Raw genomic sequence first — 24,516 nt, 5'->3', positions numbered from 1 at the left:
GGCCGAAGGGGCTTTACCACCGTGCTCGTGTTCCGGACGGCTCATGCAGGGCTCCTAGAGTCTAAAATCGGCGCATCCTGCGCCGAAGCGGCGTCAGGATCAAGTTGAAAAGGCCGGTAGCGTGGCGCGCGCAACCTCTCAGCGCAGCGCTTCCAGCACCATAGACTCCTTGGTCGGCAAAAAGCTCTGCGCGGTCGCCAGGACCTGCCTGCCCCTTCCAAGCAGCGGCAGAGATGGCTAGAATCGCGCGTTTTTTGATCAAGGCGCCTCCTGAGCGCCCGCCGAGGTTAGCCCATGTCCATCCAAACGTCCGCCCCCAAGGTCGGTTTCGTCAGCCTCGGCTGTCCCAAGGCCACCGTCGACTCCGAACGCATCCTCACCCAGCTGCGCATGGAAGGCTACGAGATCGTGCCGACCTATGAAGACGCCGACGTAGTGGTGGTCAACACCTGCGGCTTCATCGACAGCGCCAAGGCCGAGTCCCTGGACGCCATTGGCGAGGCCATCGCCGAGAACGGCAAGGTGATCGTCACCGGGTGCATGGGTGTGGACGAGGGCAACATCCGCGGCGTGCATCCCAGCGTGCTGGCGGTGACCGGTCCGCAGCAGTACGAGCAGGTGGTCAGCGCCGTGCACGAGGTGGTGCCGCCGCAGCTGGAGCACAATCCGCTGATCGATCTGGTGCCGCCCCAGGGCATCAAGCTGACCCCGCGCCACTACGCCTACCTGAAGATTTCCGAAGGCTGCAACCACAGCTGCAGCTTCTGCATCATCCCCTCCATGCGCGGCAAGCTGGTCAGCCGCCCGGTGGGCGACGTGCTGTCCGAGGCCGAGCGCCTGGTCAAGGCCGGCGTCAAGGAGCTGCTGGTGATCTCCCAGGACACCAGCGCCTACGGCGTCGACCTCAAGTACAAGCTGGACTTCTGGAACGGCCAGCCGGTCAAGACGCGCATGCTGGAGCTGTGCGAGGCGCTGTCGGGCATGGGCGTCTGGGTGCGCCTGCACTATGTCTACCCCTACCCCAATGTCGACGACGTCATTCCGCTGATGGCCGCCGGCAAGCTGCTGCCCTACCTGGACATCCCCTTCCAGCACGCCAGCCCGAAGGTGCTCAAGTCCATGAAGCGCCCGGCGTTCGAGGACAAGACCCTGGCGCGCATCAAGCGCTGGCGCGAGATCTGCCCGGAGCTGACCATCCGCTCCACCTTCATCGTCGGCTTTCCCGGCGAGACCGAGGAAGACTTCCAGTACCTGCTGGACTGGCTCACCGAGGCCCAGCTCGATCGCGTCGGCTGCTTCCAGTACTCGCCGGTCGAGGGCGCACCCGCCAACGAGCTGGGCCTGGAGCCGGTGGCGGACGAGATCAAGCAGGAGCGCTGGGAGCGCTTCATGGCGCACCAGCAGGCCATCTCCGCCGCGCGCCTGCAGCTCAAGATCGGTCGCGAGATCGAGGTGCTGATCGACGAGGTGGACGACCAGGGCGCCATCGGCCGTTCCTATGCCGATGCCCCGGAAATCGACGGCAACGTCTATGTCGACAGCGCCAATCCGCTGAAGCCGGGTGACAAGGTCTGGGTGCGGGTCACCGACGCCGACGAGTACGACCTCTGGGCAGAGGCGCTCTGATTCCTAGCTAGTCATGCAGGCGGTGGGTGCCGGGCACATGGGCGTGCCCGGCCGCACTGCAGCTGGCGGTGGTCGCCGACGGTGCCGCCGGCTGACCGAGTTCGCGCAGGATGCCGCAACGGTCCCCTTCGCCCTCTCCCTGGCAGTGGCGCCTCAGGGTCACCAGCTGTTCACGCAGCTGATTCAACTCGCGGATACGTACCTCGACATGATGCAGATGGGCGCCGATCAGGGCGTCCACCTGGGCGCAGCCGGGTTCGCGGGTATCGCGCAGGGCCAGCAGGGCGCGAATCTCTTCCAGCGTCATGTCCAGCGACCGGCAATGGCGAACGAAGACCAGGCGCTCGACCTGGCTTTCGTCATAGCTGCGGTAGTTGCTGCTGCTGCGCGCCGCCGGATTCAGCAGCCCTTCGCGCTCGTAGTACCTGATGGTCTCGACGGCGCAATCGGTGCGCCTGGCCAATTCGCCGATCTTCATCATCCTGTCTCGTTGAGCTGAGGTGCACAGCCTGCCGTGCCGGAGCCGCTGCAGCAAGGACGGAAGACGGTCAGGGGGTTGAGGGAGCGACGTTACCGGAGGGGGAAGACATGGATAGTCCGGCTGATGAGGGGCCAGACAGGACGACGCCCCGGCGATGAGTGGGTCGCCGGGGCGTCGAGACAGCCGCCAGATTAGTTGGCGTTGTTCTGGTAGAGCGCGGAGACCCGGTTGGGATGCTCCGACTGGAATTGGGCTTGAGCGTTGGCGCGAATCGACTTGCTCGACATATCGCGGCTGGCGGCGGACGCCGTGCCCGACAGCAGACCCATGAACAGGACGGCGACGATGGCTTGGACACCCAGGACTTTCATAGCGAATACCTCTTGGTTGTGCTGTTTCGATAGACACAGCGTACTCCCAGTACTAATTCGCCAAAAAGAGTCCTTTTAGAGAGTGATATTTACCTCTGAGGAAAATATCACTTGGGAACTTCCAGACCTCATGCAGCAGCCCCCGGCCTGACCAGGGGCTCTGGGCCGGCTATCGCAGGTCGCTAAGGTGCTTTTCCAGGCCCATGGCGCGTCCGGCTCCGACACTGGTCAGGTGGAAGAAGCCGTAGTCCTCCAGGTAGGTCCAGCGACTCAGGGGGCCATGGCCCGCCTCGCCATGCCGGCACTCCAGGGTCTTGGCCCGGCCGCTGAGGCTGGCCAATACCCGGCGCGCCTCGCCGTCGCCCACCACCTTGCAGGACAGCCTGATCTCGCGCTGCTCGGCGCCCTTGAGATTGCCGGTCAGGGTCTGCCGCGCCTGGTAACCGACCTGGCTGCCAACGGCGAGGGCGCGCCAGTCGCCGCTGAAGGTCAGCTGATCCAGGCTGGCGACTTCTTCCACCGGCAGGTTGCCGTTGTCGATACGGGTACGGCGTACCAGGTCGATCAGCCCGCGCCAGGTGAGCGAATCGACCCGGGCCGCCTTGCCCTGGGCACTGAAGCGCAGCAGTCCGGGCTGGGCGCCAGGGCTGACCTGCACCTCTTCGCGATAGGCATGGGTCTGGCCTTCGTAGCGGCTCTCGCCCTCCTCCACGAAGCGCTGCACAACCACCCGCGGCGCGGGCAGCGCCAACGCCTTGAGCGCCTGCAGGGGCTGCGCCTGGGCCGCGGGTAGTTCGCCGGGAGGCGGCGGAGCAGCCGGCGGTGTGGCGGCGGCCCTCACCTCTTCCATGCGCGGCGTAGCCAACAAGGCGTCTCGCCGATCACAGGCGGCTTCCAGCAGGGTACGCCGTTCGGCCGGCGCCGCCGTGAAGGCTTCCTGGCCCTGGGCGCTCGGCTGGCTGTCGGTCACCCGCCCCGCATCGTCCAGGCCGTAGCGCGCCAGTAGCAGGTAGCGGCGCGCCGTGCAGTCGGCCGCCAGGGATTCGCGCCACTGGCGCACCGGAGCACCGTAGCGTGGCGTCTGCAGGACGACGGGCAGTTGCTGACCCGCCCAGAAACGGCGCACGCCGTTATCGTCCACCAGGCTGTTGCGATCAATCACCAGGGTGTCGCCGCCGGGGCCCCTGGCGAGGGCGCGCCAGTCGGCGTTGGCGGGCCGGGCGCAGAGCGCCGCCACATCGGGACGCTGCTTGAGCGCCGCGACCTTGGCCGCGCTCAACGGCAAGGGCGCGGCATAGGCATTCACCCGCCCCGGATAGACCCGCTGAGCGCCATCCAGGTAGAGCAACTCGGCCTGGTCAGCCACGCAATCCAGGGAGACCAGGGCGGAGCCGCCATCGGCCAGGGCGAGCGCCATCTGCAGACGCGAACCCTCGCGCAGAACGCTCTCGGCGATGATAGGACGGGCGAAGAGGTCGTCGGCCCCGGTCGGGGCTTCGGCCGGCGGCTGCTGAGTGCTGCAGCCCGCCAGGAGCGACAGCAGGCAAAGGGCGGAAAAACGGCTGGAGATCATGGATCCTCTCGGCAGGGAACCGCGATACACGTCGCGAACAGCAAATTGACCTGAACGAAATGCGTCTGGCGCGGATCAATAAAGGAAGCATGCCGCTTGGCATGACCTCCCCCGTTTCCCCACACGAGGTGCATTTATGAATACCGATCAGATCATAGGCAATGCCAAGGACGCTACCGGCAAGGTCCAGGATAGCTTTGGCGCGGCGACCGGCAATGCCGACTGGCAAGCCCAGGGCAAGGCCCGTCAGCTGGAAGGCAAGCTGCAGGAGCAGTATGGCCAGGCCATCGACTGCGCGCGCAACGTGACCGCCGACAAGCCCTTCACTGCCCTGGCCATCGCCGGCGGCGTCGGCTTCGTGCTGGGCGTACTGCTTTCGCGCTCCTGATCGGAGACGCAGGGCTGGCCGCTGCGCCAGCCCCATAGCAAAAAGGCCTGTCTAGACAGGCCTTTTTGCTATGGGTTCGTCATTGCTCCAGGGTCACCAGGTGCTTGTGCACCGCATCGACGATGTCGCTGATGTTGAACGGCTTCTGAAACACGGAATCGAACAGCTCCGAACTCTCCTGAGCCAGATGCGCCTGGGCGCCGCTCATGAGGATAATGGGCAGATGCTGCAAGCCTTGACGTTCACGCAGGGCCTCTGCCAGCTCGCGGCCGTTCATCACCGGCATCATGAAATCGGTGATGACCAGGGACGGTAGTTCGCGATCGAAGACGTCAAGCGCTCGGCGACCATTGCTCGCCTTGACCACCATGTAGCCTTCGTCTTCGAGGGCGAAGGCCAGGATGTCCGCTATCAGGAATTCGTCATCGACCACCAGTATCGTCGTCATCTGGAGATTCTCCCACCCGACGCGATCATGGTTGTGTGGAGGGCATGGCTGAACCTGAAAGTACCTTCACCATGTCTTTGAATGCCTTTTTCAGTTCGATTCCCGAGTCGTCGATGATCAGTTCGCACAGCGCTGGATCGTAGATGCTGTCCCTGACCTTGAGGATCGACAGCACCCGCTTGATCTCGGCCTCGGCCTCGACGAATCGCAGCAAAATCAGATTGTCCACCATGCTGGAAAGTTCGGGCGCCGGCGCGGCGATGTCCGCGCCAAAGACGTCGCGCAATTCCCAGGTGGCTAGAACTGTGACGCCCTGGGTACGCAGCTCGTTCAGTAGCGCGCTGAAGTATTCGATGAGCCGTCCTTGCGGCAGGGCGAAGCGGGCGATGGCGCCCAGGCTGTCGATCACCAGCCGCTTGATGCCGTGCCGTCTGACCATGGCCAGCAGTTCGAGACCGACCTCGTCGAGGCGCATCTCGGTGGTCGGTTGCCAGTGCAGATGCAAGGCGCCCTCGTCGACCCGGCTGGCCAGATCGAGGCCCAGGGCACTCGCCTTGAGCAGCAGTCGCTCCGGGGGCTCGTAGAAGCCGAACATCAGCGCGGGCGCTTCCGGCGTCGAGGCCGCCAGGAAGTTGAGACTGATGGAGGTCTTGCCGGCACCCGATGGCCCCATGAGCAGGGTGGTCGAACTCTCCGGCAGGCCGTTTTCGATCATCGCATCCAGCGACGCCATGCCACTGGGCACGCGCTGGTGACTGACGCGATAGGTCGCGCCGGCCGAAGGATCGCGATACAGCGCCTCGAGGCGCGGAAACACGGTGATGCCGGCATCGGAGATGGTGAATTCGTGAAAGCCCGGCAGCGCGCCGCTGCCACGGGTCTTGCGCAACGCCAGGCGGCGGATGGTGCGACTGCCGATTTCTTCCTCGTGCAGATCCAGCACACCATCGACCATGGTGTGTTCCGGGCTGCCGTCCTCGAGACGCGCGCTGGTGAGAAAGATGACCGTGCAACCGGCAAAGGCCGCATGCCCCTGCAACTCGGCGATGAATTTCTTGGTGTCGATCGGCGTTTCCGCGCGCGACCGGGCATTGAGCAGGCCATCGACCACCAGCAGACTGGCCTTCTGCCGGCTGATCTCGCGACGCAGCAGGCGGACCACCTCGTCCAGCCCCTCACCTTCCATGGTGTCGAAGGCACTCAGGTACTGGACCTGGTCGCCGATGCAGGAGCGGTCGAAGAAATCCAGCGTGGAAAAGAACTGGAACATCCGCTCGTGGGTTTCCGACAGCATGGTGGCGAACAGAACCCGCCCACCGCCGCGCACATGGTTGAAGGCGATCTGGTTGGCCATGATCGATTTGCCGGAACCCGGACGCCCCTGGATGACATAGGACGCACCTGCAACCAGGCCTCCCTTCAAGATCTCATCCAGCCCCTGGATACCGGTTACGACGCGCTCGAGTCGATTCAAGAACGATGCCTCAAACTAATGTTGTGCCTGGGACGCCCAGTTGCGGGCATCCAGTCCTTCTGCAGCAAAAGCCTATAAGGGTGCCGCCTAAATAGCCAGCCAGAGAGCCTGGCCTCAACCGCGTTTGCGAATCAGTCCTTCCTGCGCCACCGAGGCCACCAGCTGACCCGCGCGGTTGTAGATGCTGCCGCGGCACAGACCGCGAGCGCCGCCGGCCCAGGGGCTGTCGATGGCGTACAGCAGCCAGTCGTCCAGGCGGAAATCGCGGTGGAACCAGACCGCATGGTCGAGGCTGGCGATCTGCAGCGAGCGGTCCCAGAAGCTGGTGCCATGGGGCAGCAGCGAACTGGGCAGCAGATTGAAATCCGAGGCGTAGGCCAGCAGATAGCGATGCAGGGCCGGCTGGTCCGGCAGGTCGCCGGTGGCGCGGAACCAGACGTGGCGGACCGGTTCGGTGGGCTGCGGCTGGAAGGGGTCGGTAAAGACCACCGGGCGCATCTCGATCGGGCGCGGGCCGAGCAGCTTGTCGCGCAGCGGCGCAGGAATCAGCTCGGCATAGCGCTGGGCGTGGGCGATTTCCGATTGCAGGGTCTCGGGTGCCGGTACCTCCGGCATGGTCGTCTGATGCTCGAAACCCGGCTCCTCGATATGGAAGGAGGCGCTGCAGAAGAAGATCGGCTGCTCGCCCTGGAAGGCGGTGACCCGGCGCGTGGAAAAGCTTCCGCCGTCGCGAATGCGATCCACCTGGTAGGTCACCGCCTCGACCGCCGACCCGGCGCGCAGGAAGTAACCGTGCAGCGAGTGCACCCGGCGCTCCACCGGCACGGTCTGGCTGGCCGCCGACAGCGCCTGCCCCAGGACCTGACCACCAAAGAGCTGGGGAAAGCCGAGATCCTGGCTGCCGCCGCGATACAGGTCGGGGGCCAGGGATTCGAGGGTCAGCAGATCGACCAGGTTGTCCAGCACCTTGCTCATGGGTAGGGTTCCTTGACAGAGAGCGATCATCATACGCAAAACCGGTCAAATCCTGTGCGTTCGCCGTGCTTCCAGACACATTGCTCATCGTATGACGATAACTGGTGGAGCTTGTGGCCGTATAAAGGGTCACAATAAAAGTATCGCTGTCCGCTCGCAGGCTTCCTCTCCATGACCGAAACCGCCAACGCCTCGTCTTCCCACCCCGCCGCGGCCCAGATCGCGGAGCTGGGCAAGGGTCTCGGCCACGACGACATCTTCTTTGCCGCCGTGAAGAAGACCCGGATGCCGATGATCGTGACGGATCCGCACCAGCCGGATAACCCGATCATCTTTGCCAACGAGTCCTTCCTGCGTACCACCGGTTATGCCCTGGACGAGGTGCTCGGCCGTAATTGCCGCTTCCTGCAGGGACCCGACACCCGCCAGGAGCACATCGCCGAAATCCGCAACGCCATCCGCGAGCAGCGCGACTGCGATATCGAGTTGCTGAATTACCGCAAGGACGGCTCGACCTTCTGGAATGCGCTGTTCATCTCGCCGGTGCTCGATCCCGAGGGCCAGCTGCGCTATTTCTTCGCCTCGCAGCTGGACGTCTCCCGCCGCCGCGACGCCGAAGACGCCCTGCGCCAGGCGCAGAAGATGGAGGCCCTGGGTCAGCTCACCGGCGGCATCGCTCACGACTTCAACAACCTGCTGCAGGTGATGGTCGGCTACCTGGATATCCTGAGGATCAATCTGGACCGCCCGGAACTGGACAGGGACAAGGCCAAGCGCCATGTCGATAACACCCGCGACGCGGTGAACCGGGCGGCGACCCTTACCCAGCAGCTGCTGGCCTTCGCCCGCAAGCAGCGTCTGACTGGACGCGCGGTGGACCTGAACAAACTCATCGATACCCGCCAGAGTCGTCTGGCCCAGGCGCTGGGCGACCCCTTCCGCTTCATCTTCCGCCCGGCACCGGCGCTGTGGAATTGCCGGCTCGATCCAATCCAGCTGGAGACGGCGCTGCTCAACATCGTCGACAACGCCCGCCTGGCCATGCAGGAGCGCGGCACCGGCACCCTGACCCTGGAAACCCTCAACGTCGAGGTCAATGGCCAGGACCTGGCCCATGGCGGCCTGGCCCAGGGGCATTATGTCTGCATCGCCCTGACCGACACCGGCTGCGGCATGTCGACCGATGTGCTCGGACGCGCCCTGGACCCCTTCTTCACCACCCGCGACGAAGGCCAGGGCAGCGGCCTGGGCCTGTCCATGGTCTATGGCTTCCTCAAGCAGTCGGGCGGCCTGGTCAGACTCTATTCCGAGGTCGGCATAGGCACCTCGGTGCGGCTCTATTTCCCGGTTTCCGAAGAGGAGGCGCGCGAACACCCGGCGCCCCTGCCGACCCTGCACGAGGACGGCGGCGGTTCCGAGACCATCCTGGTGGTGGACGATCGTCCGGACGTGGCTGCCTTGGCCCAGGCCATCCTGGAAGAGACCGGCTATCAGGTGCTGGTCGCCCACAATGGCCAACAGGCGCTGGACATTCTCGCGCGCGAACCCGCCATCGACCTGCTGTTCAGCGACCTGATCATGCCCGGCGGCATGAATGGCGTGATGCTGGCCAAGGAGGCCCAGCGGCGGCAGCCCGAGTTACGCATCCTGCTCACCACCGGCTACGCCAACAACGCCCTGGAACTGGAGGAAGGCAACGGCGAGCGTTTCCCCATCCTCAACAAGCCCTATGGCCGCCAGGACCTGACCCGCTGGATCCGCCGCATGCTGGACAGCGCCCAGCCATGAAAGAGGAGGCCTTGGAGCGCGAGCCCGCCAGCTGCGACACCGGGCAGGATGGCCCGGTGGACCTCCAGAGCTTTCTGGCCTGCCTGGAGCGGGTGGGCAACAGCCCCAGCCAGGTCTCGGTGCAGCACCTGATCGACGCCATCGGCAGTCGCTCCTTCGGGCCCATGATCCTCCTGCCGGGGGTGCTGGCGATCTCGCCACTGACCGGCATTCCCGGGATCGCCACCGCCATCGCCGTCTTCGTGATGCTGGTGAGCGGTCAGCTGCTGCTGGGGCGCGACCACTTCTGGCTGCCGCGCTGGGTGCTGCAGCGCTCCGTCTCCCGCGGCAAGCTGCGCAAGTCGCTGCGGCTGCTGCAGAAGCCGGCGCGCTGGGTCGACAAGGTGGTCAAGTCGCGGCTGCGGGTGCTCACCTCGCGCCCGGCGCACTTCGTCACCGCCCTGCTCTGCATTCTCATCGCCGCGACCATGCCGGTGCTGGATCTGGTGCCCTTCGCCAACACCACGGCGGGGCTGGCGCTGACTTCCTTCGCCCTGTCGCTGATCGCCCGCGACGGCCTGCTGTTTCTCCTGGCGCTGGGTTTCTGTACCGGTATCCTCTGGTTCATCCTGGAGCTCCTGGTGTTTTGAGCACACGCCTGCCCCTGGTCTACCACGAGGACTACAGTCCGCCCTTCCCCGCTGGCCATCGCTTTCCGATGGAGAAATTCCGGCTGCTGCACGAGCACCTGAGTGGCAGCGGCATCCTGGGCGCGGACAACTGGCAGCGGCCCGAACTCTGCCCGGACGACCTGCTGGCGCTGGCCCATGCCCCCGACTACATCCAGGCGTTCAAGGCCGGCGAACTGCCGCCGCCGCTGCAACGCCAACTGGGCCTGCCCTGGAGCGAAGCCCTGGTGCGCCGCACCATCCGCGCCGTGGGCGGCTCCCTGCTCACCCTGGAGCTGGCGCTGCGTCATGGCCTGGCCTGTCACCTCGCGGGGGGTACCCATCATGCACATCACGACTATCCGGCCGGCTTCTGCATCTTCAACGACCTGGCGATCCTGGCGCTGTCGCTGCTGGAAAGCGGGCGCGCCGGACGGGTGCTGATCCTGGACTGCGACGTCCACCAGGGCGACGGCACGGCGCGCATCCTCGCCGAGGTGCCCGACGCCGTCACCGTTTCTCTGCACTGCGCCACCAACTATCCGGCGCGCAAGGCGCAGAGCGACTGGGACATCCCCCTGCCGCGCGGGCTGGACGACGCCGGCTACCTGCGGGTGCTCGACGACGCCCTGGGCTACCTGCTGCCGCTCCATCAGCCCGACGTGGTGCTCTACGACGCCGGGGTGGACGTTCATCGCGACGATGCCCTCGGCTATCTCGACCTGACCGACGCCGGCCTCGCCGCCCGCGACGGCCTGGTCTTGCGACGCTGCCTGGCGGCGGATATACCGGTGGTAGGGGTCATCGGCGGCGGCTATTCGACCGATCGCCTGGCCCTCGCCCGCCGCCACGGCATCCTCCATCACACCGCGACCCAGGTCTGGCAGGAGCTGGGTCTGAACTGAACGGGAGTTTTCATGAGCAAGACCGCCAAGACACCCGAATCCAGCCAGGCGCGCCTGGCCGTGCTGATCGATGCCGACAATGCCCCCGCGGCCATCGTCGATGGCCTCATGGCCGAGATCGCCCGCTTCGGCGTGGCCAGCGTCAAGCGCATCTACGGTGACTGGACCCAGCCGCAGCTCAACAGCTGGAAGAAGGTGCTGCTCGACCACTCCATCCAGCCGGTGCAGCAATTCGGCTACACCAAGGGCAAGAACGCCACCGATAGCGCCCTGATCATCGACGCCATGGACCTGCTCTACACCCGCCGCTTCGACGGATTCTGCCTGGTCTCCAGCGACAGTGACTTCACCCGCCTGGCGGCGCGGCTGCGCGAGGAAGGACTGACGGTCTACGGCTTCGGCGAGGAGAAGACGCCGGATCCCTTCGTTTCGGCCTGCGACAGATTCATCTACACCGAGATCCTCAGGTCCAAGCCACGGGAGGAATCTCGCGAGACCGCCAGCGCCAGTGACAAGCCCGCCACCACCAACCGTGGCAAGCCCAAGCTGAACACCATTCTCAAGCTCATCGAGCAGGCGGTGGAGGACGCCTCCGACGAAGGCGGCTGGGCCAATCTGGGCATGGTCGGCGCCAACCTGGGCAAGGTGCGTCCCGATTTCGACGCCCGCCTCTATGGGCATCGCAAATTCAGCGGGCTGGTCAAGGCCCATGGCGATCGTTTCGAGGTCCAGGAACGCGATCCCGCCGACGGCAGCGCCGGCAAGGCCGTCTATATCCGCAACCGCTGACACCGCTGCGCCTGCCCGGCTCTGGTCCGGGCAATAGCGGCGAAAAGTCGCGAATTGTCGCTATCAGATCGCCATACCACCGGTCCGACCTCGCGGAACCGCTCGGCGGCCGGCGGCCTCCACCCTAGGTGCTTACCGCCCTACGGAGACCGCCATGCGAGCCTTGACCTACCACGGTGCCCACGATGTCCGCGTCGATACCGTCCCCGATCCGACCATCCAGGATGCCGACGACATCGTCCTGCGGGTGACGGCCACGGCCATCTGCGGTTCGGACCTGCACCTCTACCGCGGCAAGATCCCCACCGTCGAACACGGCGATATCTTCGGCCACGAATTCATGGGCATCGTCGAGGAAACCGGCCCGGCCGTCACCGCCGTGCAGAAAGGCGACCGGGTAGTGATTCCCTTCGTCATCGCCTGTGGCAGCTGCTTCTTCTGCAACCAGGATCTCTACGCCGCCTGCGAGACCACCAACACCGGTCGCGGCGCCATCCTCAACAAGAAGCAGATCCCGCCGGGCGCGGCGCTGTTCGGCTTCAGTCATCTCTATGGCGGCGTACCGGGTGGCCAGGCCGAATACGTGCGGGTGCCCAAGGCCAACACCGGTCCCTTCAAGGTGCCCGGCACCCTGGCCGACGAGAAGGTGCTGTTCCTGTCCGACATCCTGCCCACCGCCTGGCAGGCGGTGCTCAACACCGGCATCGGCCAGGGATCGAGCATCGCCATCTATGGCGCCGGCCCGGTCGGCCTGCTGTCGGCCGCCTGTGCGCGGATGCTGGGCGCCGAGCGCATCTTCATGGTCGATCACCACCCCTATCGGCTGGCTTATGCCCAGCAGACCTATGGCGTCATCCCGATCAATTTCGACGAGGACGACGACCCGGCCGCCACCATCATCGAGCAGACCCCGGGCAGGCGCGGCGTCGACGGCGTGGTGGATGCGGTGGGCTTCGAGGCCAAGGGCAGCACCACCGAGACCATCCTCGCCAACCTCAAGCTGGAAGGCAGCAGCGGCAAAGCCCTGCGCCAGTGCATTGCCGCGGTCCGCCGTGGCGGTACCGTGAGCGTACCGGGCGTCTATGCCGGCTTCATCCACGGCTTCCTGTTTGGTGACGCCTTCGACAAGGGCCTGACCTTCAAGATGGGCCAGACCCACGTGCAGCGCTACCTGCCGGAGTTGCTCGAACACATCGAGCGCGGTGATCTGGCGCCGGAGGCCATCATCACCCACCGGATGTCCCTGGAGCAGGCGGTCGAGGGCTACAAGATCTTCGACAAGAAGCAGGAGGATTGCCGCAAGGTGATCCTGACGCCCGGGCGCAGCGAGCCGCTGATTCCCGAGCGGCTGGAAGAACCCCTGGCAGCGCCCCTGGGCCAGGCCGGCGTGGTCTAGTCGCGTCGCGTACAATGGCGGTTTTCCTCAGCTCCTGGATGCCGCCATGTCTCTCCTCTCCGCCACGCCCGCCGTCGCTGTCATCGGGGGTGGCCCTGCCGGGCTGATGGCGGCTGAGACCTTGGCCGCCGCCAATATTCCTGTCGATCTCTTCGATGCCATGCCCTCCGTCGGCCGCAAATTTTTGCTGGCCGGCGTGGGCGGCATGAACATCACCCACGCCGAGGAGCAGGCTGCCTTTCGCCAGCGTTATCGCGAGCGCGAGCGCGGCGTCAGCCCCTGGCTCGACAGCTTCGACAGCGACGCCCTCCGTACCTGGATCCATGAACTGGGCATCGAGACCTTTGTCGGCACCTCGGGCCGGGTATTTCCCGCCGACATGAAGGCCGCGCCCCTGCTGCGTGCCTGGCTGCATCGGCTGCGCGACCAGGGCGTGCGCGTCCATACCCGCAGTCGCTGGCTGGGCTGGGACACCGAGGGCCGGTTGCGCCTGGCCACCCCGGAGGGCGAGCGTCTACTGCAGCCCCAAGCCGTTGTCTTGGCGCTGGGCGGTGGCAGCTGGCCGCGGCTCGGCTCGGATGGGGCCTGGCAGGCGCTGCTGGCGGCGCGGGGGATCAGACTGCGCCCGCTGGAACCGGCCAATTGCGGTTTCGAGGTGGCCGGCTGGAGTGACTTCCTCAAGACCCGCCATGCGGGCGCGCCGATCAAGCCCGCCGCCCTGGCCCTGCCGGGTCAGCCGCCACGCCAGGGCGAATTCGTGCTCACCGACACCGGGATCGAGGGCAGCCTGGTCTATGCGCTGTCCGCCGAGATTCGCACGGCCATCGAACGGAATGGCCAGGCGACCCTGACCCTGGACCTGGCGCCCCAGCGTGACCTGGCGGAGCTTAGCCGGGCCCTGGCCAGGCCGCGCGGCAGCCAGTCCCTGGCCAATCACCTGCGGCGTCATGCCGGGATCGACGGCGCCCGGGCCGCCCTGCTCCGCGAGCTGGCCCCACCGGAGGCCTTCCAAGACATGGGCCGGTTGGCCCAGGCCTGCAAGGCCGTGCCCCTCACCGTGGTCAGAGCGCGGCCCCTGGCAGAAGCCATCAGCAGCGCCGGCGGCGTGCCCCTGGAAGCGCTGGACGACGGCCTGATGTTGCGGCAGCTACCGGGCGTTTTCTGCGCCGGCGAGATGCTCGACTGGGAGGCGCCCACCGGCGGCTATCTGCTCACGGCCTGCTTCGCCAGTGGCCGCGCGGCGGGCCATGGCGTGCTGCGCTGGCTGGCTGACCGCTAGCGTCAGGTGGAGCGCTCGACGAACTCGGTGGCCGGCGAGCCATCGGCATTGTGCTGACGGATCACCGCCGGGCGCCCTTCCGCGTCCAGCAGCACCTGGCCGATGCCGGCACCGTTCCACAGTCGCTCGCCGGCCTCGCGGCGATCCGGCAGGCGCGGTTGCAGCTCCCAGCGGCGGCGCTTGGTGAAGCCGTTGAGCGGTGACCAGGGCGCATAGAGCCAGCGATTGAGCCGGTCCAGGGTGGCCAGCAGGCGCGGCGGGAATTCGTTCTTGATGCCGCTGCTGGTGATCTGCCAGAGCCGCGGCTCACCGCGCCGGTCCCGGATGCGGATGTCGTAGACGAAAGAGTAGTGCACGTCGCCGGAGAGCACCACGTAGTTGCCCGGAGTACGGCGGTGGCGAAAGATGTTGAGCATGGTCTTGGCCGCCCCGGGGTGGGCCATCCAGTTCTCGGCATCCACCATCAGCGGCTGGCCGAACCAGGTGAAGATGCGCTGTACCGCCTCGATCAGCTTGACGCCGAACATGGGCGCGGCCGAGACGATCACCGCCGAGGGATGGTCCAGCAGGTCCTGCTGCAATTCGCAAAGGGCTTCCCAGTCCATCAGCCCCGAGGGGTGCTCCAGGCGTCGCTCGCTGCGCCAGCGACGCGTTCGGGTGTCCAGCACGATCAGCGGCGGGCTGGTCTTGAGCACGTAGTGCCAGCCCTGGAAGCGCAGCAGGTCGTCAATGCAGGCGTTCTGCGCCGGGCAATCCAGCTTGCCGTCTTCCCCCGCCGTGTCCAGCAGCCGGGCCGTGGCGGCCAGGGGTTCGGCCACGGCTTCCGGGGCATTGCCCCAGGCCTGGCAGAGCAGATAGGCCAGCAGCGCATTGCCGAGGATGCGCCGGGAAAACGGATGGCCGTAGGCGGTCTCTTCCCAGCGCGCGGAGAGGTTCCAGTCGTCGGTGACGTCGTGGTCGTCGAAGATCATCAGCGTCGGCACCCCGGCCAGGGCCCGCGCCGCCTGCGGCAGGGTCGCGACGAAGCCCTCGATGCACCTGGACTCGGCCGCGTAACGTTCACCGTCCTTGGCGTCGAGCGCCGGGGGCACGACCTCGATCAGCGTCCAGGGCGTCGGCGACCAGCAGAGCAGATAGAGCGCCAGCACCTCGCCCAGGGTCACCAGGTGGTTGTGGGCATTGGTGGAGGTGAAGATGGGTTTCTCCACCCCGCCGAAGAATTTCTCGCGCAGCGCCCGGTTGGACTTGAAGGCCGGCAGCAGGTCCTCGCGGTGATAGAGGTTGGCGGCATGGGCCGTCAGCGCCTCGCTGTCCGCCACCACCGCCCCTTCGAGGTCCTCGCCATAGAGCCCGAGACGGCGGATCAGCGCCTGCACCGCCAGCAGCATCGGCCCAGCGACGTCATCGGCATAGACCTGATCGCCCGTGAGCAGCAAGGCCGCGGGCCGCTCCTCGGGCGTCGTGCAGGCCTGCAGCAGGCGATCCACGGCGATCAGGCCATCGGCCGAGGCATGGTGGGGCTTGCGGCAGGAGCCGTGCAGCAGATGATCGAAACGCGCGCGCAGGACGAAGCGCGGCAATTCGCCCTCGGCGGAGAGCAGGTGCGGCGCCCAGTCGCGGATTCCGCCGGCGCTCAGCTGCAGGTCGTAGTGGAGGAAGGTGTCCGTGGGCAACTCGGTGTCCGGCCGGACCTCGATCAGCTGCAGATAGGCCTGCTCGCCCAGGCGCAGGCACTGGGTCTCCCCCTGCACGCCGAGCTCGGTCGCCCCCTGCCACAGCCGCGGCACGGGCGTCTCGGCCGAGCGGGTCACCAGCCAAAGCAGCAACCGAGACGCTTCAGTGCGCCGCAGCAGCGGGCCGGCCAATACCGGGGGCAAGGTAGGGGTAGCGCTCATGGGGTCTCCTGTAGCCACGCAACTGACCACTATGCCGTGCCGGGATTCCGGCTGCAGCCGCCGCTTGGCTACAAAGTTTGAGCGCGCTTCACAGTCGGCCTAGAATTCGCTCCCTTTTCGACGCCATCCGGGCCTGTCATGACCTTTGCCGACCTCGGCCTCATAGATCCGCTGCTGCAGGCGCTCACCGCCCTGGAGCACAGCTCCCCCACGCCCATCCAGCGCCAGGCCATCCCGGCGGTGCTGGCCGGTCGCGACCTGCTGGCCGCCGCCCAGACTGGTACCGGCAAGACCGGCGCCTTCGGACTGCCGCTCCTGCAGCGACTGGTGCAGGAAGGCCCGGCGGTAGCGCCCAACCATATCCGCGCCCTGATCCTCACCCCCACCCGCGAGCTGGCCGAGCAGGTCCATGCCAGTCTGCGCGACTATGCCCAGCACCTGCCCCTGCGTACCGCCGTGGCCTACGGTGGCGTGAGCATCAATCCGCAGATGATGAAGCTGCGCAAGGGCGTGGACGTGCTGGTGGCGACCCCCGGGCGCCTGCTCGACCTGTTCAACCAGAACGCCGTGCGCTTCGACCAGGTACAGCTGCTGGTGCTGGACGAAGCCGATCGCATGCTCGACCTGGGCTTTTCCCGGCAACTGGGCGAGCTGTTCGTCATGCTGCCGCGCAAGCGCCAGACCCTGCTGTTCTCGGCGACCTTCTCCGACGCGGTGCGTCAGCTGGCCGCCCCGGTGCTGCGCGATCCCCAGACCATCGACGTCAGTCCGCGCAACACCGCCGCGGTCACCGTCAAGCAGTGGGTGGTGCCGGTCGACAAGAAGCGCAAGACCGAACTCTTCCTGCACCTCTATCGCAGCGGACGCCATGGCCAGGTGCTGGTGTTCGCCAAGACGCGCAAGGGTGTGGAGCAACTGGTGGAGGCGCTGCAGGCCGAGGGACTGGCGGCGGAATCCATCCATGGCGACAAGCCCCAGCCCGCGCGGCTGCGCTCCCTCGCCCGCTTCAAGGCCGGCGAGGCCGACATCCTGGTCGCGACCGACGTGGCCGCCCGTGGCCTGGACATCCAGGACCTGCCGCTAGTGGTCAACCTGGACCTGCCCATTGTCGCCGAGGACTATGTCCACCGCATTGGCCGGACCGGCCGCGCCGGCAACCAGGGCCAGGCGGTGTCCCTGGTGTGCGCCGATGAAGTGGAGCAGCTGGCGGCCATCGAGACCCTGATCGGCCAGATCCTCATGCGCCGCGACGAGCCGGATTTCATCCCCGACCATCGCGTGCCCCAGACCGGCCCGGGCGGCCTGGTCATGAAGAAACCCAAGAAGCCGAAGAAACCCAAGGTGGGCGGTCCGGTATCCGACAAGCCCCTGGGCCGCTGGGTGGAAGACGGCAAGCCCAAGGTCAAGTCGGTGCGCAAGGCGCCGGGTTTCGGCAAGGCGCGCAAGAAGCCCTGAGCCTAGGAAGGGTGGACAAGACTACGCCGTTGTCCACCCTACGATGCTGATGTTTTGCCAATCGCGGCCATGGGCCGCTCCTACAGGGGGTGATGCTTTTGTAGGAGCGGCCGCATCGGCGGACCGCCATGGCCGCGATATGCTAGGCGTCGATTACTCCGCCAGGCGCCAGGTGGTGCCGCCCTTGCCGTCTTCCAGCACCACGCCCAGGGCGGTGAGCTGATCGCGGATGCGGTCGGACTCCGCCCAGTTCTTTTCGGCGCGCGCGGTGAGCCGGGCCTGGATCAGCGCCTCGACCTCGGCGGCATCCACCCGGCCCGCCGCATCGGCGCGCAGGAAGGCTTCCGGCTCCAGCTGCAGCACGCCCAGTACCTCACCCAGTTCGCGCAGACGTCCGGCCAGGCCCGCCGCCGCGGCGGGATCGCTCTCCCGCAGGCGATTGATCTCGCGGGCCAGCTCGAACAGCACGCCGCAGGCACCGGCGGTGTTGAAGTCGTCGTCCATGCACTGGGCGAAGCGCTCGGCGTAGCTTTCCCCGCCTTGCGCCGGTGCTTGCGGCAGGCCCTTGAGCGAATGATAGAAGCGCTCCAAGGCGCCCTTGGCTTCGCGCAGGTTGTCTTCCGAATAGTTGATCGGGCTGCGGTAGTGGCTGGCGATCAGCAGGTAGCGCACCACCTCGGGGTGGTACTTCTCCAGCACCTCGCGCAGGGTGAAGAAGTTGCCCAGCGACTTGGACATCTTCTCGCCGTTGATGGTGATCATCCCGCAGTGCAGCCAGGCATTGGCGTAGGTCTTGCCGGTGGCCGCCTCGCTCTGGGCGATCTCGTTCTCGTGGTGCGGGAATTCCAGGTCGTTGCCGCCGCCGTGGATGTCGAAGGTCTCGCCCAGGCAGCAGGTGGACATCACCGAACACTCGATGTGCCAGCCTGGCCGCCCCTCGCCCCAGGGCGACGGCCAGCTCGGCTCGCCCGGCTTGGCGGCCTTCCACAGCACGAAGTCCAGCGGATCTTCCTTGGCCTCGCCCGGCTCGATGCGGGCGCCGATGCGCAGGTCCTCGACGCGCCGCCGCGACAGCTTGCCGTAGCCGGCGAAGCGATTGACCCGGTAGTAGACGTCGCCATTGCCCGCGGCATAGGCATAGCCCTTGTCGATCAGGGTCTGAATCATGGCGTGCATGCCATCGATATGATCGGTGGCGCGCGGCTCCTGGTCGGGCTTCTTGATGTTCAGCCGCGCCTCGTCCTCGTGCATCGCCTCGATCATCCGCGCCACCAGGTCGGTGAAGGGCTCACCGTTGGCGTTGGCGCGGTTGATGATCTTGTCGTCGATGTCGGTGATGTTGCGCACGTAGGTCAGGTCGTAGCCGCTATGGCGCAGCCAGCGGGTGATGACGTCGAAGGCCACCATGCTGCGGCCATGGCCCAGGTGGCAGTAGTCATAGACGGTCATGCCGCAGACGTACATGCGCACCTGCCCCGGCACCAGCGGGGTGAAGGCTTCCTTGGTCTTGGTCAGGGTGTTGTAGAGGTGCAGCGCCATCATTGCCCCCAGGAATCGCGCAGGGTCACGGTGCGGTTGAACACCGGCTTGCCGGGCGCCGAATCCTTGAGATCGACGCAGAAGTAGCCCTCGCGCTCGAACTGGAAGCGGTCTTCCGGCTGGGCCTGGGCCAGCGACGGCTCGGCGCGGCAGCCCTTGAGCACCACCAGGGACTCGGGGTTGATGTTGTCGAGGAAGCTGCCGCCCTCCTCGCTCTTCTCCGGCTGGGCCGAACGGAACAGCCGATCGTAGAGGCGTACTTCGCATTCCACGCTGCCTTCGGCCGGCACCCAGTGGATCACGCCCTTGACCTTGCGGCCTTCGGGATTCTTGCCCAGGGTGTCCGGATCGTAGCTGCAGCGCAGTTCGACGACGTTGCCGTCGGCGTCCTTGATGGCTTCGTCGGCGCGGATCACGTAGCTGCCGCGCAGGCGTACCTTGCCACCCGGCTCCAGGCGCTTGTAGCCCTTGGGCGGATTCTCTTCGTAGTCGCCCTGGTCGATGTACAGCTCGCGAGTGAAGGGCAGCTGGCGCACGCCCAGGTCCTGCTTGGGATGCCGTGCCAGTTCCAGATTTTCCACCTGGCCCTCGGGGTAGTTGGTGATCACCACCTTGAGGGGCTTGAGCACGCACATGGCGCGCGGAGCGTTCTGGTCCAGGTCCTCGCGGATGGCGAATTCCAGCATGGCCACGTCGACCACGCCGTTGGAGCGGGTTACGCCGATCATCTCGCAGAAGTTGCGGATGGCGGCCGGGGTGTAGCCGCGACGGCGATAGCCCGACAGGGTCGACATGCGCGGATCGTCCCAGCCCTGCACGTGGCCTTCGTCCACCAGCTGCTTGAGCTTGCGCTTGCTGGTGACGGTGTAGTTCAGGTTGAGGCGGGCGAATTCGTACTGGCGCGGCTGCGCCGGCACCGGCAGCTTGGCCAGGAACCACTCGTACAGCGGACGATGGTCTTCGAACTCCAGGGTGCAGATGGAGTGGGTCACGCCTTCCAGGGCATCGGACTGGCCATGGGTGAAGTCATAGCTCGGATAGATGCACCAGGCATCGCCGGTCTGGTGGTGATGGGCATGACGGATGCGATAGAGGATGGGATCGCGCAGGTTCATGTTGGGCGAGGCCATGTCGATCTTGGCGCGCAGCACCTTTTCGCCGTCCTTGAATTCGCCGGCCTTCATGCGCGCGAACAGGTCCAGGTTCTCGGCCACCGAACGGTCGCGGAAGGGGCTGTTGCGACCCGGCTCGGTGAGGCTGCCGCGGTATTCGCGGGCCTGCTCGGGGGTGAGATCGCAGACATAGGCCAGGCCCTGCTCGATCAGGTTCACGGCCCAGGCATAGAGCTGGTCGAAATAGCTGGAGGCGTAGCGCACCTCGCCGGCCCAGTCGAAGCCCAGCCAGTGCACATCGCTCTTGATGGCGTCGATGTATTCCTGGTCTTCCTTGGCCGGGTTGGTGTCGTCGAAACGCAGATGGCAGTCGCCGCCGAATTCCTTGGCCAGGCCGAAGTTCACGCAGATCGACTTGGCGTGGCCGATGTGCAGGTAGCCGTTGGGCTCCGGGGGGAAACGGGTGACGATCTTGGCCAGCTTGCCGGCGTCCAGGTCAGCCTGGACGATCTGCCGCAGGAAATGCGCGGGGGCGGCTTTGGCGGCGGTGGACGAGTCGGAAGTCGGCTTGCTCATGGGATCCTTAACTGGGCAGACGCACGGCCAGGGTAGGCCGGGCAAAGGTAAACCCGTATCATAGCCCAACCCGTCAAGTCCCGGCGAAACCCTTGAGGCCCTCGCCTGGTCTGGATGCTGTCCCCCTTAGCTACGGATTCGCTGCCATGATCAAGCTGCACACCAACCACGGCGTCATCACCCTGGAACTCTTCGAGGACAAGGCGCCCGAAACCGCGGCCAATTTCAAGGAATACGTCAAGAGCGGTCACTACGACGGCACCATCTTCCACCGCGTGATCAGCAACTTCATGGTCCAAGGCGGTGGTTTCGAGCCGGGCATGAAGCAGAAGCCGACCCGCGCCCCGATCAAGAACGAAGCCAACAATGGCGTCTCCAACGCGATCGGTACCGTCGCCATGGCCCGCACCATGGACCCGCACTCCGCCTCGGCGCAGTTCTTCATCAACGTGTCCGACAACACCTTCCTCAACCACACCGCGCCCACCAGCCAGGGCTGGGGCTATGCAGTGTTCGGCAAGGTCGTCGAGGGCATGGACGTGGTCAACGCCATCAAGGGCGTCGCCACCACCAGCAAGGCCGGTCACCAGGACGTGCCGAGCGAAGACGTGATCATCGAGAAGGCCGAGATCGTCGAGTGATTCTACTGGTCTCCGACCTGCATCTCGAACCGCAACGCCCGGACCTGGTCCGGGCGTTTTTGCATCTCCTCGAAACCCGGGCCCGCGGTGCCGAGGCCCTGTACATCCTTGGCGATCTGTTCGAAGCCTGGATCGGCGACGACGCCATGGGTGCCTTCGAGCAGGAGATCGCCACGGCCCTGCGCCAGCTGGCCGACAGTGGCACGGCCCTCTACCTGATGCATGGCAATCGCGACTTTCTCATCGGCAAGGCCTTCTGCCGCCAGGCCGGTTGCCGATTGTTGCCGGATCGCCAGATCGCCGATTTCCACGGCCGCCGCGTGCTGCTCATGCACGGCGATACCCTCTGCACCCGTGACGAGGGCTACCAGAAACTGCGCCGTATCCTGCGCAATCCCCTCACCCTCTTCGTCCTGCGCCACCTGCCGCTCGCCAGCCGCCAGAAGCTGGCGCGCAAGCTGCGCAGCGAGAGTCGCCAGCAGACCCGCGCCAAGGCCATGGACATCACCGATGTCACCCAGGCCGAGGTCGAGCGGGAAATGCAGGCCGCCCAGGTGACAACGCTGATCCACGGGCACACCCACAGACCCGCGCGCCATGAGTTGCTGCTCGATGGACAGCCGGCCGAACGTATCGTGCTGGGCGATTGGGACTGTCGCGGCTGGGTGCTGGAAGCCAGCGAAGCGGGCCTGAGCCAGGTCGATTTCGCCATCGACGAACGGTAGTCAGACATCCTGACTTGCGCGTAGCAAAGGCTTCAAGTCCTTATTGTGTAAGCTTTTTTGATCAGCTGGAAAACCAGATCGCAGAGCCCCTGCGACCGATCGTCACATGACGATTACAGAAAAGCGCACTGACGACCGATGATGAGGATGTAAGGAGATATATCCTTTTCTCGGAGACCGCCTATGCAACTCGATACCCTGTTCGACCAGCTGCACACCCTGCCCAACGTCCCCGAAGTGGCGCAGGTCCTGATTCGGCAATTCGACGACCCCAACACCAGCATCGAAACCCTGTCGCGCACCGTTGCGCGCGACCCGGTCATCGCCGCCAAGGTGCTGCGCCTGGCCAACTCGGCGCGCTTTCGCGGTGCCCGTGAATCCACCAGCATCGAAGATGCCGCCCTGCGCCTGGGCTTCAACACCCTGCGCACCCTGGTCCTGGCCTCGGCCTTCGCCGGCGGCTTCAAGGCCGCACCCGGCTTCGATCTGCAGGCCTTCTGGTACAACAGTTTCCTGGTCGCCAGCCTGTGCAAGCCGCTGGCCAAGCAGGCCGGACTGGACCAGGAGACCGCCTTCACCTGTGGCATGCTGCATGACATCGGCGAGCTGCTGATTCAGAGCGGCGCTCCGGAACTGGCGCCGAGCCTCGCCGGCCCGGCCACCGCCAGCAGCCACCGCGCCGCCGATGAAACCCTGCAACTGGGCTTCGGCTATCCGGAAGTGGGCGCCGAACTCGCGCGCCGCTGGCAGCTGCCCCAGGTGCTGCGCGATGCCATCGCCTTCCAGGCGCGCCCGCTCCAGGCACCCGAGGGCAACGGCTATGCCCTGATCGTGGCCCAGGCGGTCGCCGTGGCCGAGGTGCTGCACGAGAACGCCGGCGACAGCAAGATCCTGGACCTGAGCGGCCCCCTGTTCGCCGACATCGACCTCGAACAACTGACCCTGGTACTGCCCAACGCCCGGGACACCGCCGCCACCTTCAGCCAGGCTGCCTGAGCCGAGCCCTGACCAAACGGTGGGCAAGAAAAAACCCCTGGAGCTGGGCTCTCAGGGGTTCTCTCAGATCTGGCGGTGAGGGAGGGATTCGAACCCTCGATAAGATTTCTCCTATACACACTTTCCAGGCGTGCTCCTTCAACCGCTCGGACACCTCACCAGATTTGCTCAGTGGCTGCATCTGCATCACCGAGGCGCGCAACTATAGGCAAAGGCGATTTCGATGGCAAGCTTTTTCTTCAATCGATTCATGCATTTGCATTCGTGACCTGAAAGGGGCTCCACCCTGCCCCGTTCACGGGATGACCGGTTGGTCGCTCTCTCGCCGCCTTGAGCCCCTGTTACCTCCGACCAACGGTAGCGTCGCACGCATTTCCCTAATCGCTTGAAAGCGAAGGGAAAATCCCCTGGTACGACATTTCTGATAACCGCCTGGCCGGTTATCGCCACAAAACTGAAATTTATGTTCTATAGCTACTGGATAGTGCTCAAGCCTGCGGGTATCAGTAACTGCATGCCGCTGTTGCGCAAGCGCTTCCCGCTGAAGACGTAAAGGCTCTAAACAGCTAACAATAAAAGGCCCCGAGTCATGTTCAAGAATCCCGTCCCCAAGTGGCGCCAGGCGAGTTTCGTGCTCATCGTCACCACCGTCGTGCTGGTCATCCCCAACCTCTCGCGGTTCTTTGGCTGATCCCTAGCGCCAATAGTCCGCAGGTGCTGCCGGCAAGGCTGCCAGCAGATCACGCAGCCCCTCCCCCCAGCCCTTGCGCAGGGCCTGGAAGTAGGGATCCTGTTCGTCGATCCGATGACTGCTGACCTGCGCCAGTTGATCCCGCGGATAGACCACCAGATCCAGCGGTAGCCCGACCGACAGGTTACTGCGAATGGTGGCGTCGTAGGACAGCAGCGCGCAGCGCAGGGCTTCCTCCAGCGGCGTCGCGAAGGTCAGCGCCCGATCCAGGATGGGCTTGCCATATTTGCTCTCGCCGATCTGGAAGTAAGGCGTGTCCTCGGTGGCGCTGATGAAGTTGCCATGGGGATAGAGATTGAACAGCTCCGGCTCCGCGCCGCGAATCTGCCCACCCAGCAGAAAGGAACAGCTCAGGTCCAGGCCGTGACCGCTGGGCGCATCCTCGGCATCGCGCTGCAGGACCTCGCGCAGGGTCTGCCCCAGCAGCCGGGCGGCGTCGTACAGGGTGGGTACGCCGTGCAGGTTGTCCTGCTCGCTGTCCAGGCGCTGTCGCAGCAGACTGATCACCGCCTGGGAGGTGGCCAGATTGCCTGCCGACTGGATGACGATCAGGCGCTCGCCGGGGATGCCGAACAGGTGCAGCTTGCGAAAGGTGGCGATGTTGTCGACTCCGGCATTGGTGCGGGAGTCGGCGACGAATACCAGGCCATCTTGCAGTTTCATAGCGACGCAATAGGTCATGCGAA

At 65.7% G+C, this 24,516-nt stretch carries 22 protein-coding genes and 1 tRNA gene; 12 read left to right on the top strand and 11 right to left on the bottom strand.

What is annotated here, in order from left to right; all coding sequences use genetic code 11:
- Window positions 1-300 precede the first annotated feature (300 nt).
- On the top strand, window positions 301-1,626 hold the full coding sequence (gene rimO, locus CFE50_RS03165) for a 30S ribosomal protein S12 methylthiotransferase RimO (protein WP_286731947.1): 1,326 nt from the start codon (window positions 301-303) through the stop codon (window positions 1,624-1,626).
- A gap of 7 nt (window positions 1,627-1,633) precedes the next feature.
- Here the strand turns inward: rimO and cadR are convergent, their stop codons facing one another.
- The 3 genes from cadR to CFE50_RS03150 all read right to left on the bottom strand — a co-directional run bounded on the left by cadR (window position 1,634) and on the right by CFE50_RS03150 (window position 4,051).
- Complete coding sequence (gene cadR / locus CFE50_RS03160) at window positions 1,634-2,104, bottom strand: Cd(II)/Pb(II)-responsive transcriptional regulator (RefSeq protein WP_286731945.1); 471 nt, start codon at window positions 2,102-2,104, stop codon at window positions 1,634-1,636.
- Window positions 2,105-2,298: 194 nt separating this feature from the next.
- Entirely contained in the window at window positions 2,299-2,478 is a 180-nt protein-coding gene (locus CFE50_RS03155; RefSeq protein WP_007158979.1) for a hypothetical protein, read from the bottom strand.
- A gap of 169 nt (window positions 2,479-2,647) precedes the next feature.
- Window positions 2,648-4,051: a hypothetical protein gene (locus CFE50_RS03150; RefSeq protein ID WP_278389040.1), complete on the bottom strand. Its 1,404-nt coding sequence runs from the start codon at window positions 4,049-4,051 to the stop codon at window positions 2,648-2,650.
- A gap of 136 nt (window positions 4,052-4,187) precedes the next feature.
- On the opposite strand from CFE50_RS03150, the gene CFE50_RS03145 reads away from it, so the two are divergent.
- A complete protein-coding gene (locus CFE50_RS03145) occupies window positions 4,188-4,439 on the top strand; it encodes a CsbD family protein (protein ID WP_007158981.1) in 252 nt (83 codons plus the stop codon).
- A 79-nt stretch (window positions 4,440-4,518) separates the two neighbouring features.
- Here the strand turns inward: CFE50_RS03145 and CFE50_RS03140 are convergent, their stop codons facing one another.
- From CFE50_RS03140 to tesB, 3 genes are all read right to left on the bottom strand, one after another.
- Window positions 4,519-4,887 carry a response regulator gene (locus CFE50_RS03140; protein ID WP_007158982.1) on the bottom strand — a complete coding sequence of 123 codons (369 nt, stop codon included), beginning with the start codon at window positions 4,885-4,887 and terminating at the stop codon, window positions 4,519-4,521.
- A 25-nt stretch (window positions 4,888-4,912) separates the two neighbouring features.
- Window positions 4,913-6,361 carry an ATPase domain-containing protein gene (locus CFE50_RS03135; RefSeq protein ID WP_286731125.1) on the bottom strand — a complete coding sequence of 483 codons (1,449 nt, stop codon included), beginning with the start codon at window positions 6,359-6,361 and terminating at the stop codon, window positions 4,913-4,915.
- A 114-nt stretch (window positions 6,362-6,475) separates the two neighbouring features.
- On the bottom strand, window positions 6,476-7,336 hold the full coding sequence (gene tesB, locus CFE50_RS03130) for an acyl-CoA thioesterase II (protein WP_027599866.1): 861 nt from the start codon (window positions 7,334-7,336) through the stop codon (window positions 6,476-6,478).
- A 171-nt stretch (window positions 7,337-7,507) separates the two neighbouring features.
- Between tesB and CFE50_RS03125 the strand changes: the two genes are divergently transcribed.
- The 6 genes from CFE50_RS03125 (at window position 7,508) to CFE50_RS03100 (ending at window position 14,140) form a co-directional block, all read left to right on the top strand.
- Window positions 7,508-9,124, top strand: coding sequence for a histidine kinase famiy protein (locus tag CFE50_RS03125; protein WP_286731124.1), 1,617 nt, complete (start codon window positions 7,508-7,510; stop codon window positions 9,122-9,124).
- Window positions 9,121-9,753, top strand: a complete 633-nt coding sequence (locus tag CFE50_RS03120) for an exopolysaccharide biosynthesis protein (RefSeq protein ID WP_007158986.1) — start codon at window positions 9,121-9,123, stop codon at window positions 9,751-9,753. The genes CFE50_RS03125 and CFE50_RS03120 overlap by 4 nt, the downstream gene beginning before the upstream one ends.
- A complete protein-coding gene (locus tag CFE50_RS03115; protein ID WP_286731121.1) occupies window positions 9,750-10,676 on the top strand; it encodes a histone deacetylase family protein in 927 nt (308 codons plus the stop codon). Before CFE50_RS03120 ends, CFE50_RS03115 begins: the two co-directional genes overlap by 4 nt.
- Window positions 10,677-10,688: 12 nt before the next feature.
- Entirely contained in the window at window positions 10,689-11,465 is a 777-nt protein-coding gene (locus CFE50_RS03110) for an NYN domain-containing protein (RefSeq protein WP_241810210.1), read from the top strand.
- Between the two features lie 154 nt (window positions 11,466-11,619).
- Complete coding sequence (locus tag CFE50_RS03105) at window positions 11,620-12,861, top strand: zinc-dependent alcohol dehydrogenase (RefSeq protein WP_286731118.1); 1,242 nt, start codon at window positions 11,620-11,622, stop codon at window positions 12,859-12,861.
- 46 nt (window positions 12,862-12,907) lie between these two features.
- Complete coding sequence (locus CFE50_RS03100; RefSeq protein ID WP_286731116.1) at window positions 12,908-14,140, top strand: TIGR03862 family flavoprotein; 1,233 nt, start codon at window positions 12,908-12,910, stop codon at window positions 14,138-14,140.
- Between the two features lie 2 nt (window positions 14,141-14,142).
- Here CFE50_RS03100 and CFE50_RS03095 read toward each other — a convergent pair whose 3' ends face one another.
- The gene (locus CFE50_RS03095; protein ID WP_286731114.1) at window positions 14,143-16,035 is read right to left on the bottom strand and encodes a metallophosphoesterase family protein; all 1,893 of its coding nucleotides are present in this window, start codon (window positions 16,033-16,035) and stop codon (window positions 14,143-14,145) included.
- A 138-nt stretch (window positions 16,036-16,173) separates the two neighbouring features.
- On the opposite strand from CFE50_RS03095, the gene rhlE1 reads away from it, so the two are divergent.
- Window positions 16,174-17,490 (top strand): RNA helicase RhlE1, encoded by a 1,317-nt coding sequence (gene rhlE1 / locus CFE50_RS03090; protein WP_145248070.1) that lies wholly within the window; start codon window positions 16,174-16,176, stop codon window positions 17,488-17,490.
- Between the two features lie 153 nt (window positions 17,491-17,643).
- Here the strand turns inward: rhlE1 and cysS are convergent, their stop codons facing one another.
- A complete protein-coding gene (cysS, locus tag CFE50_RS03085) occupies window positions 17,644-19,029 on the bottom strand; it encodes a cysteine--tRNA ligase (RefSeq protein ID WP_286731111.1) in 1,386 nt (461 codons plus the stop codon).
- A complete protein-coding gene (locus tag CFE50_RS03080; RefSeq protein WP_286731109.1) occupies window positions 19,029-20,717 on the bottom strand; it encodes a glutamine--tRNA ligase/YqeY domain fusion protein in 1,689 nt (562 codons plus the stop codon). The genes cysS and CFE50_RS03080 overlap by 1 nt, the downstream gene beginning before the upstream one ends.
- A gap of 146 nt (window positions 20,718-20,863) precedes the next feature.
- Between CFE50_RS03080 and CFE50_RS03075 the strand changes: the two genes are divergently transcribed.
- The 3 genes from CFE50_RS03075 (at window position 20,864) to CFE50_RS03065 (ending at window position 23,079) form a co-directional block, all read left to right on the top strand.
- Window positions 20,864-21,358 (top strand): peptidylprolyl isomerase, encoded by a 495-nt coding sequence (locus tag CFE50_RS03075; RefSeq protein WP_007158996.1) that lies wholly within the window; start codon window positions 20,864-20,866, stop codon window positions 21,356-21,358.
- Window positions 21,355-22,083, top strand: a complete 729-nt coding sequence (gene lpxH, locus CFE50_RS03070) for a UDP-2,3-diacylglucosamine diphosphatase (RefSeq protein WP_286731106.1) — start codon at window positions 21,355-21,357, stop codon at window positions 22,081-22,083. Before CFE50_RS03075 ends, lpxH begins: the two co-directional genes overlap by 4 nt.
- Window positions 22,084-22,266: 183 nt before the next feature.
- Complete coding sequence (locus tag CFE50_RS03065; RefSeq protein ID WP_286731104.1) at window positions 22,267-23,079, top strand: HDOD domain-containing protein; 813 nt, start codon at window positions 22,267-22,269, stop codon at window positions 23,077-23,079.
- A gap of 70 nt (window positions 23,080-23,149) precedes the next feature.
- On the opposite strand, the gene CFE50_RS03060 is transcribed toward CFE50_RS03065, so the two are convergent.
- Together CFE50_RS03060 and CFE50_RS03055 are read right to left on the bottom strand one after the other, a co-directional pair.
- A tRNA-Ser gene (locus tag CFE50_RS03060) sits at window positions 23,150-23,239 on the bottom strand.
- A 534-nt stretch (window positions 23,240-23,773) separates the two neighbouring features.
- Window positions 23,774-24,511 (bottom strand): proteasome-type protease, encoded by a 738-nt coding sequence (locus tag CFE50_RS03055; RefSeq protein WP_286731103.1) that lies wholly within the window; start codon window positions 24,509-24,511, stop codon window positions 23,774-23,776.
- Between the last annotated feature and the right edge of the window lie 5 nt (window positions 24,512-24,516).

Origin of the sequence: Pseudomonas sp. PGPPP4 (genome assembly GCF_002256045.1) — a bacterium.
In the GTDB taxonomy this organism is placed as follows: domain Bacteria; phylum Pseudomonadota; class Gammaproteobacteria; order Pseudomonadales; family Pseudomonadaceae; genus Chryseomonas; species Chryseomonas oryzihabitans.
Note: the sequence above shows the minus strand (reverse complement) of the source record. Positions and strands in the feature narration are given on the sequence as shown.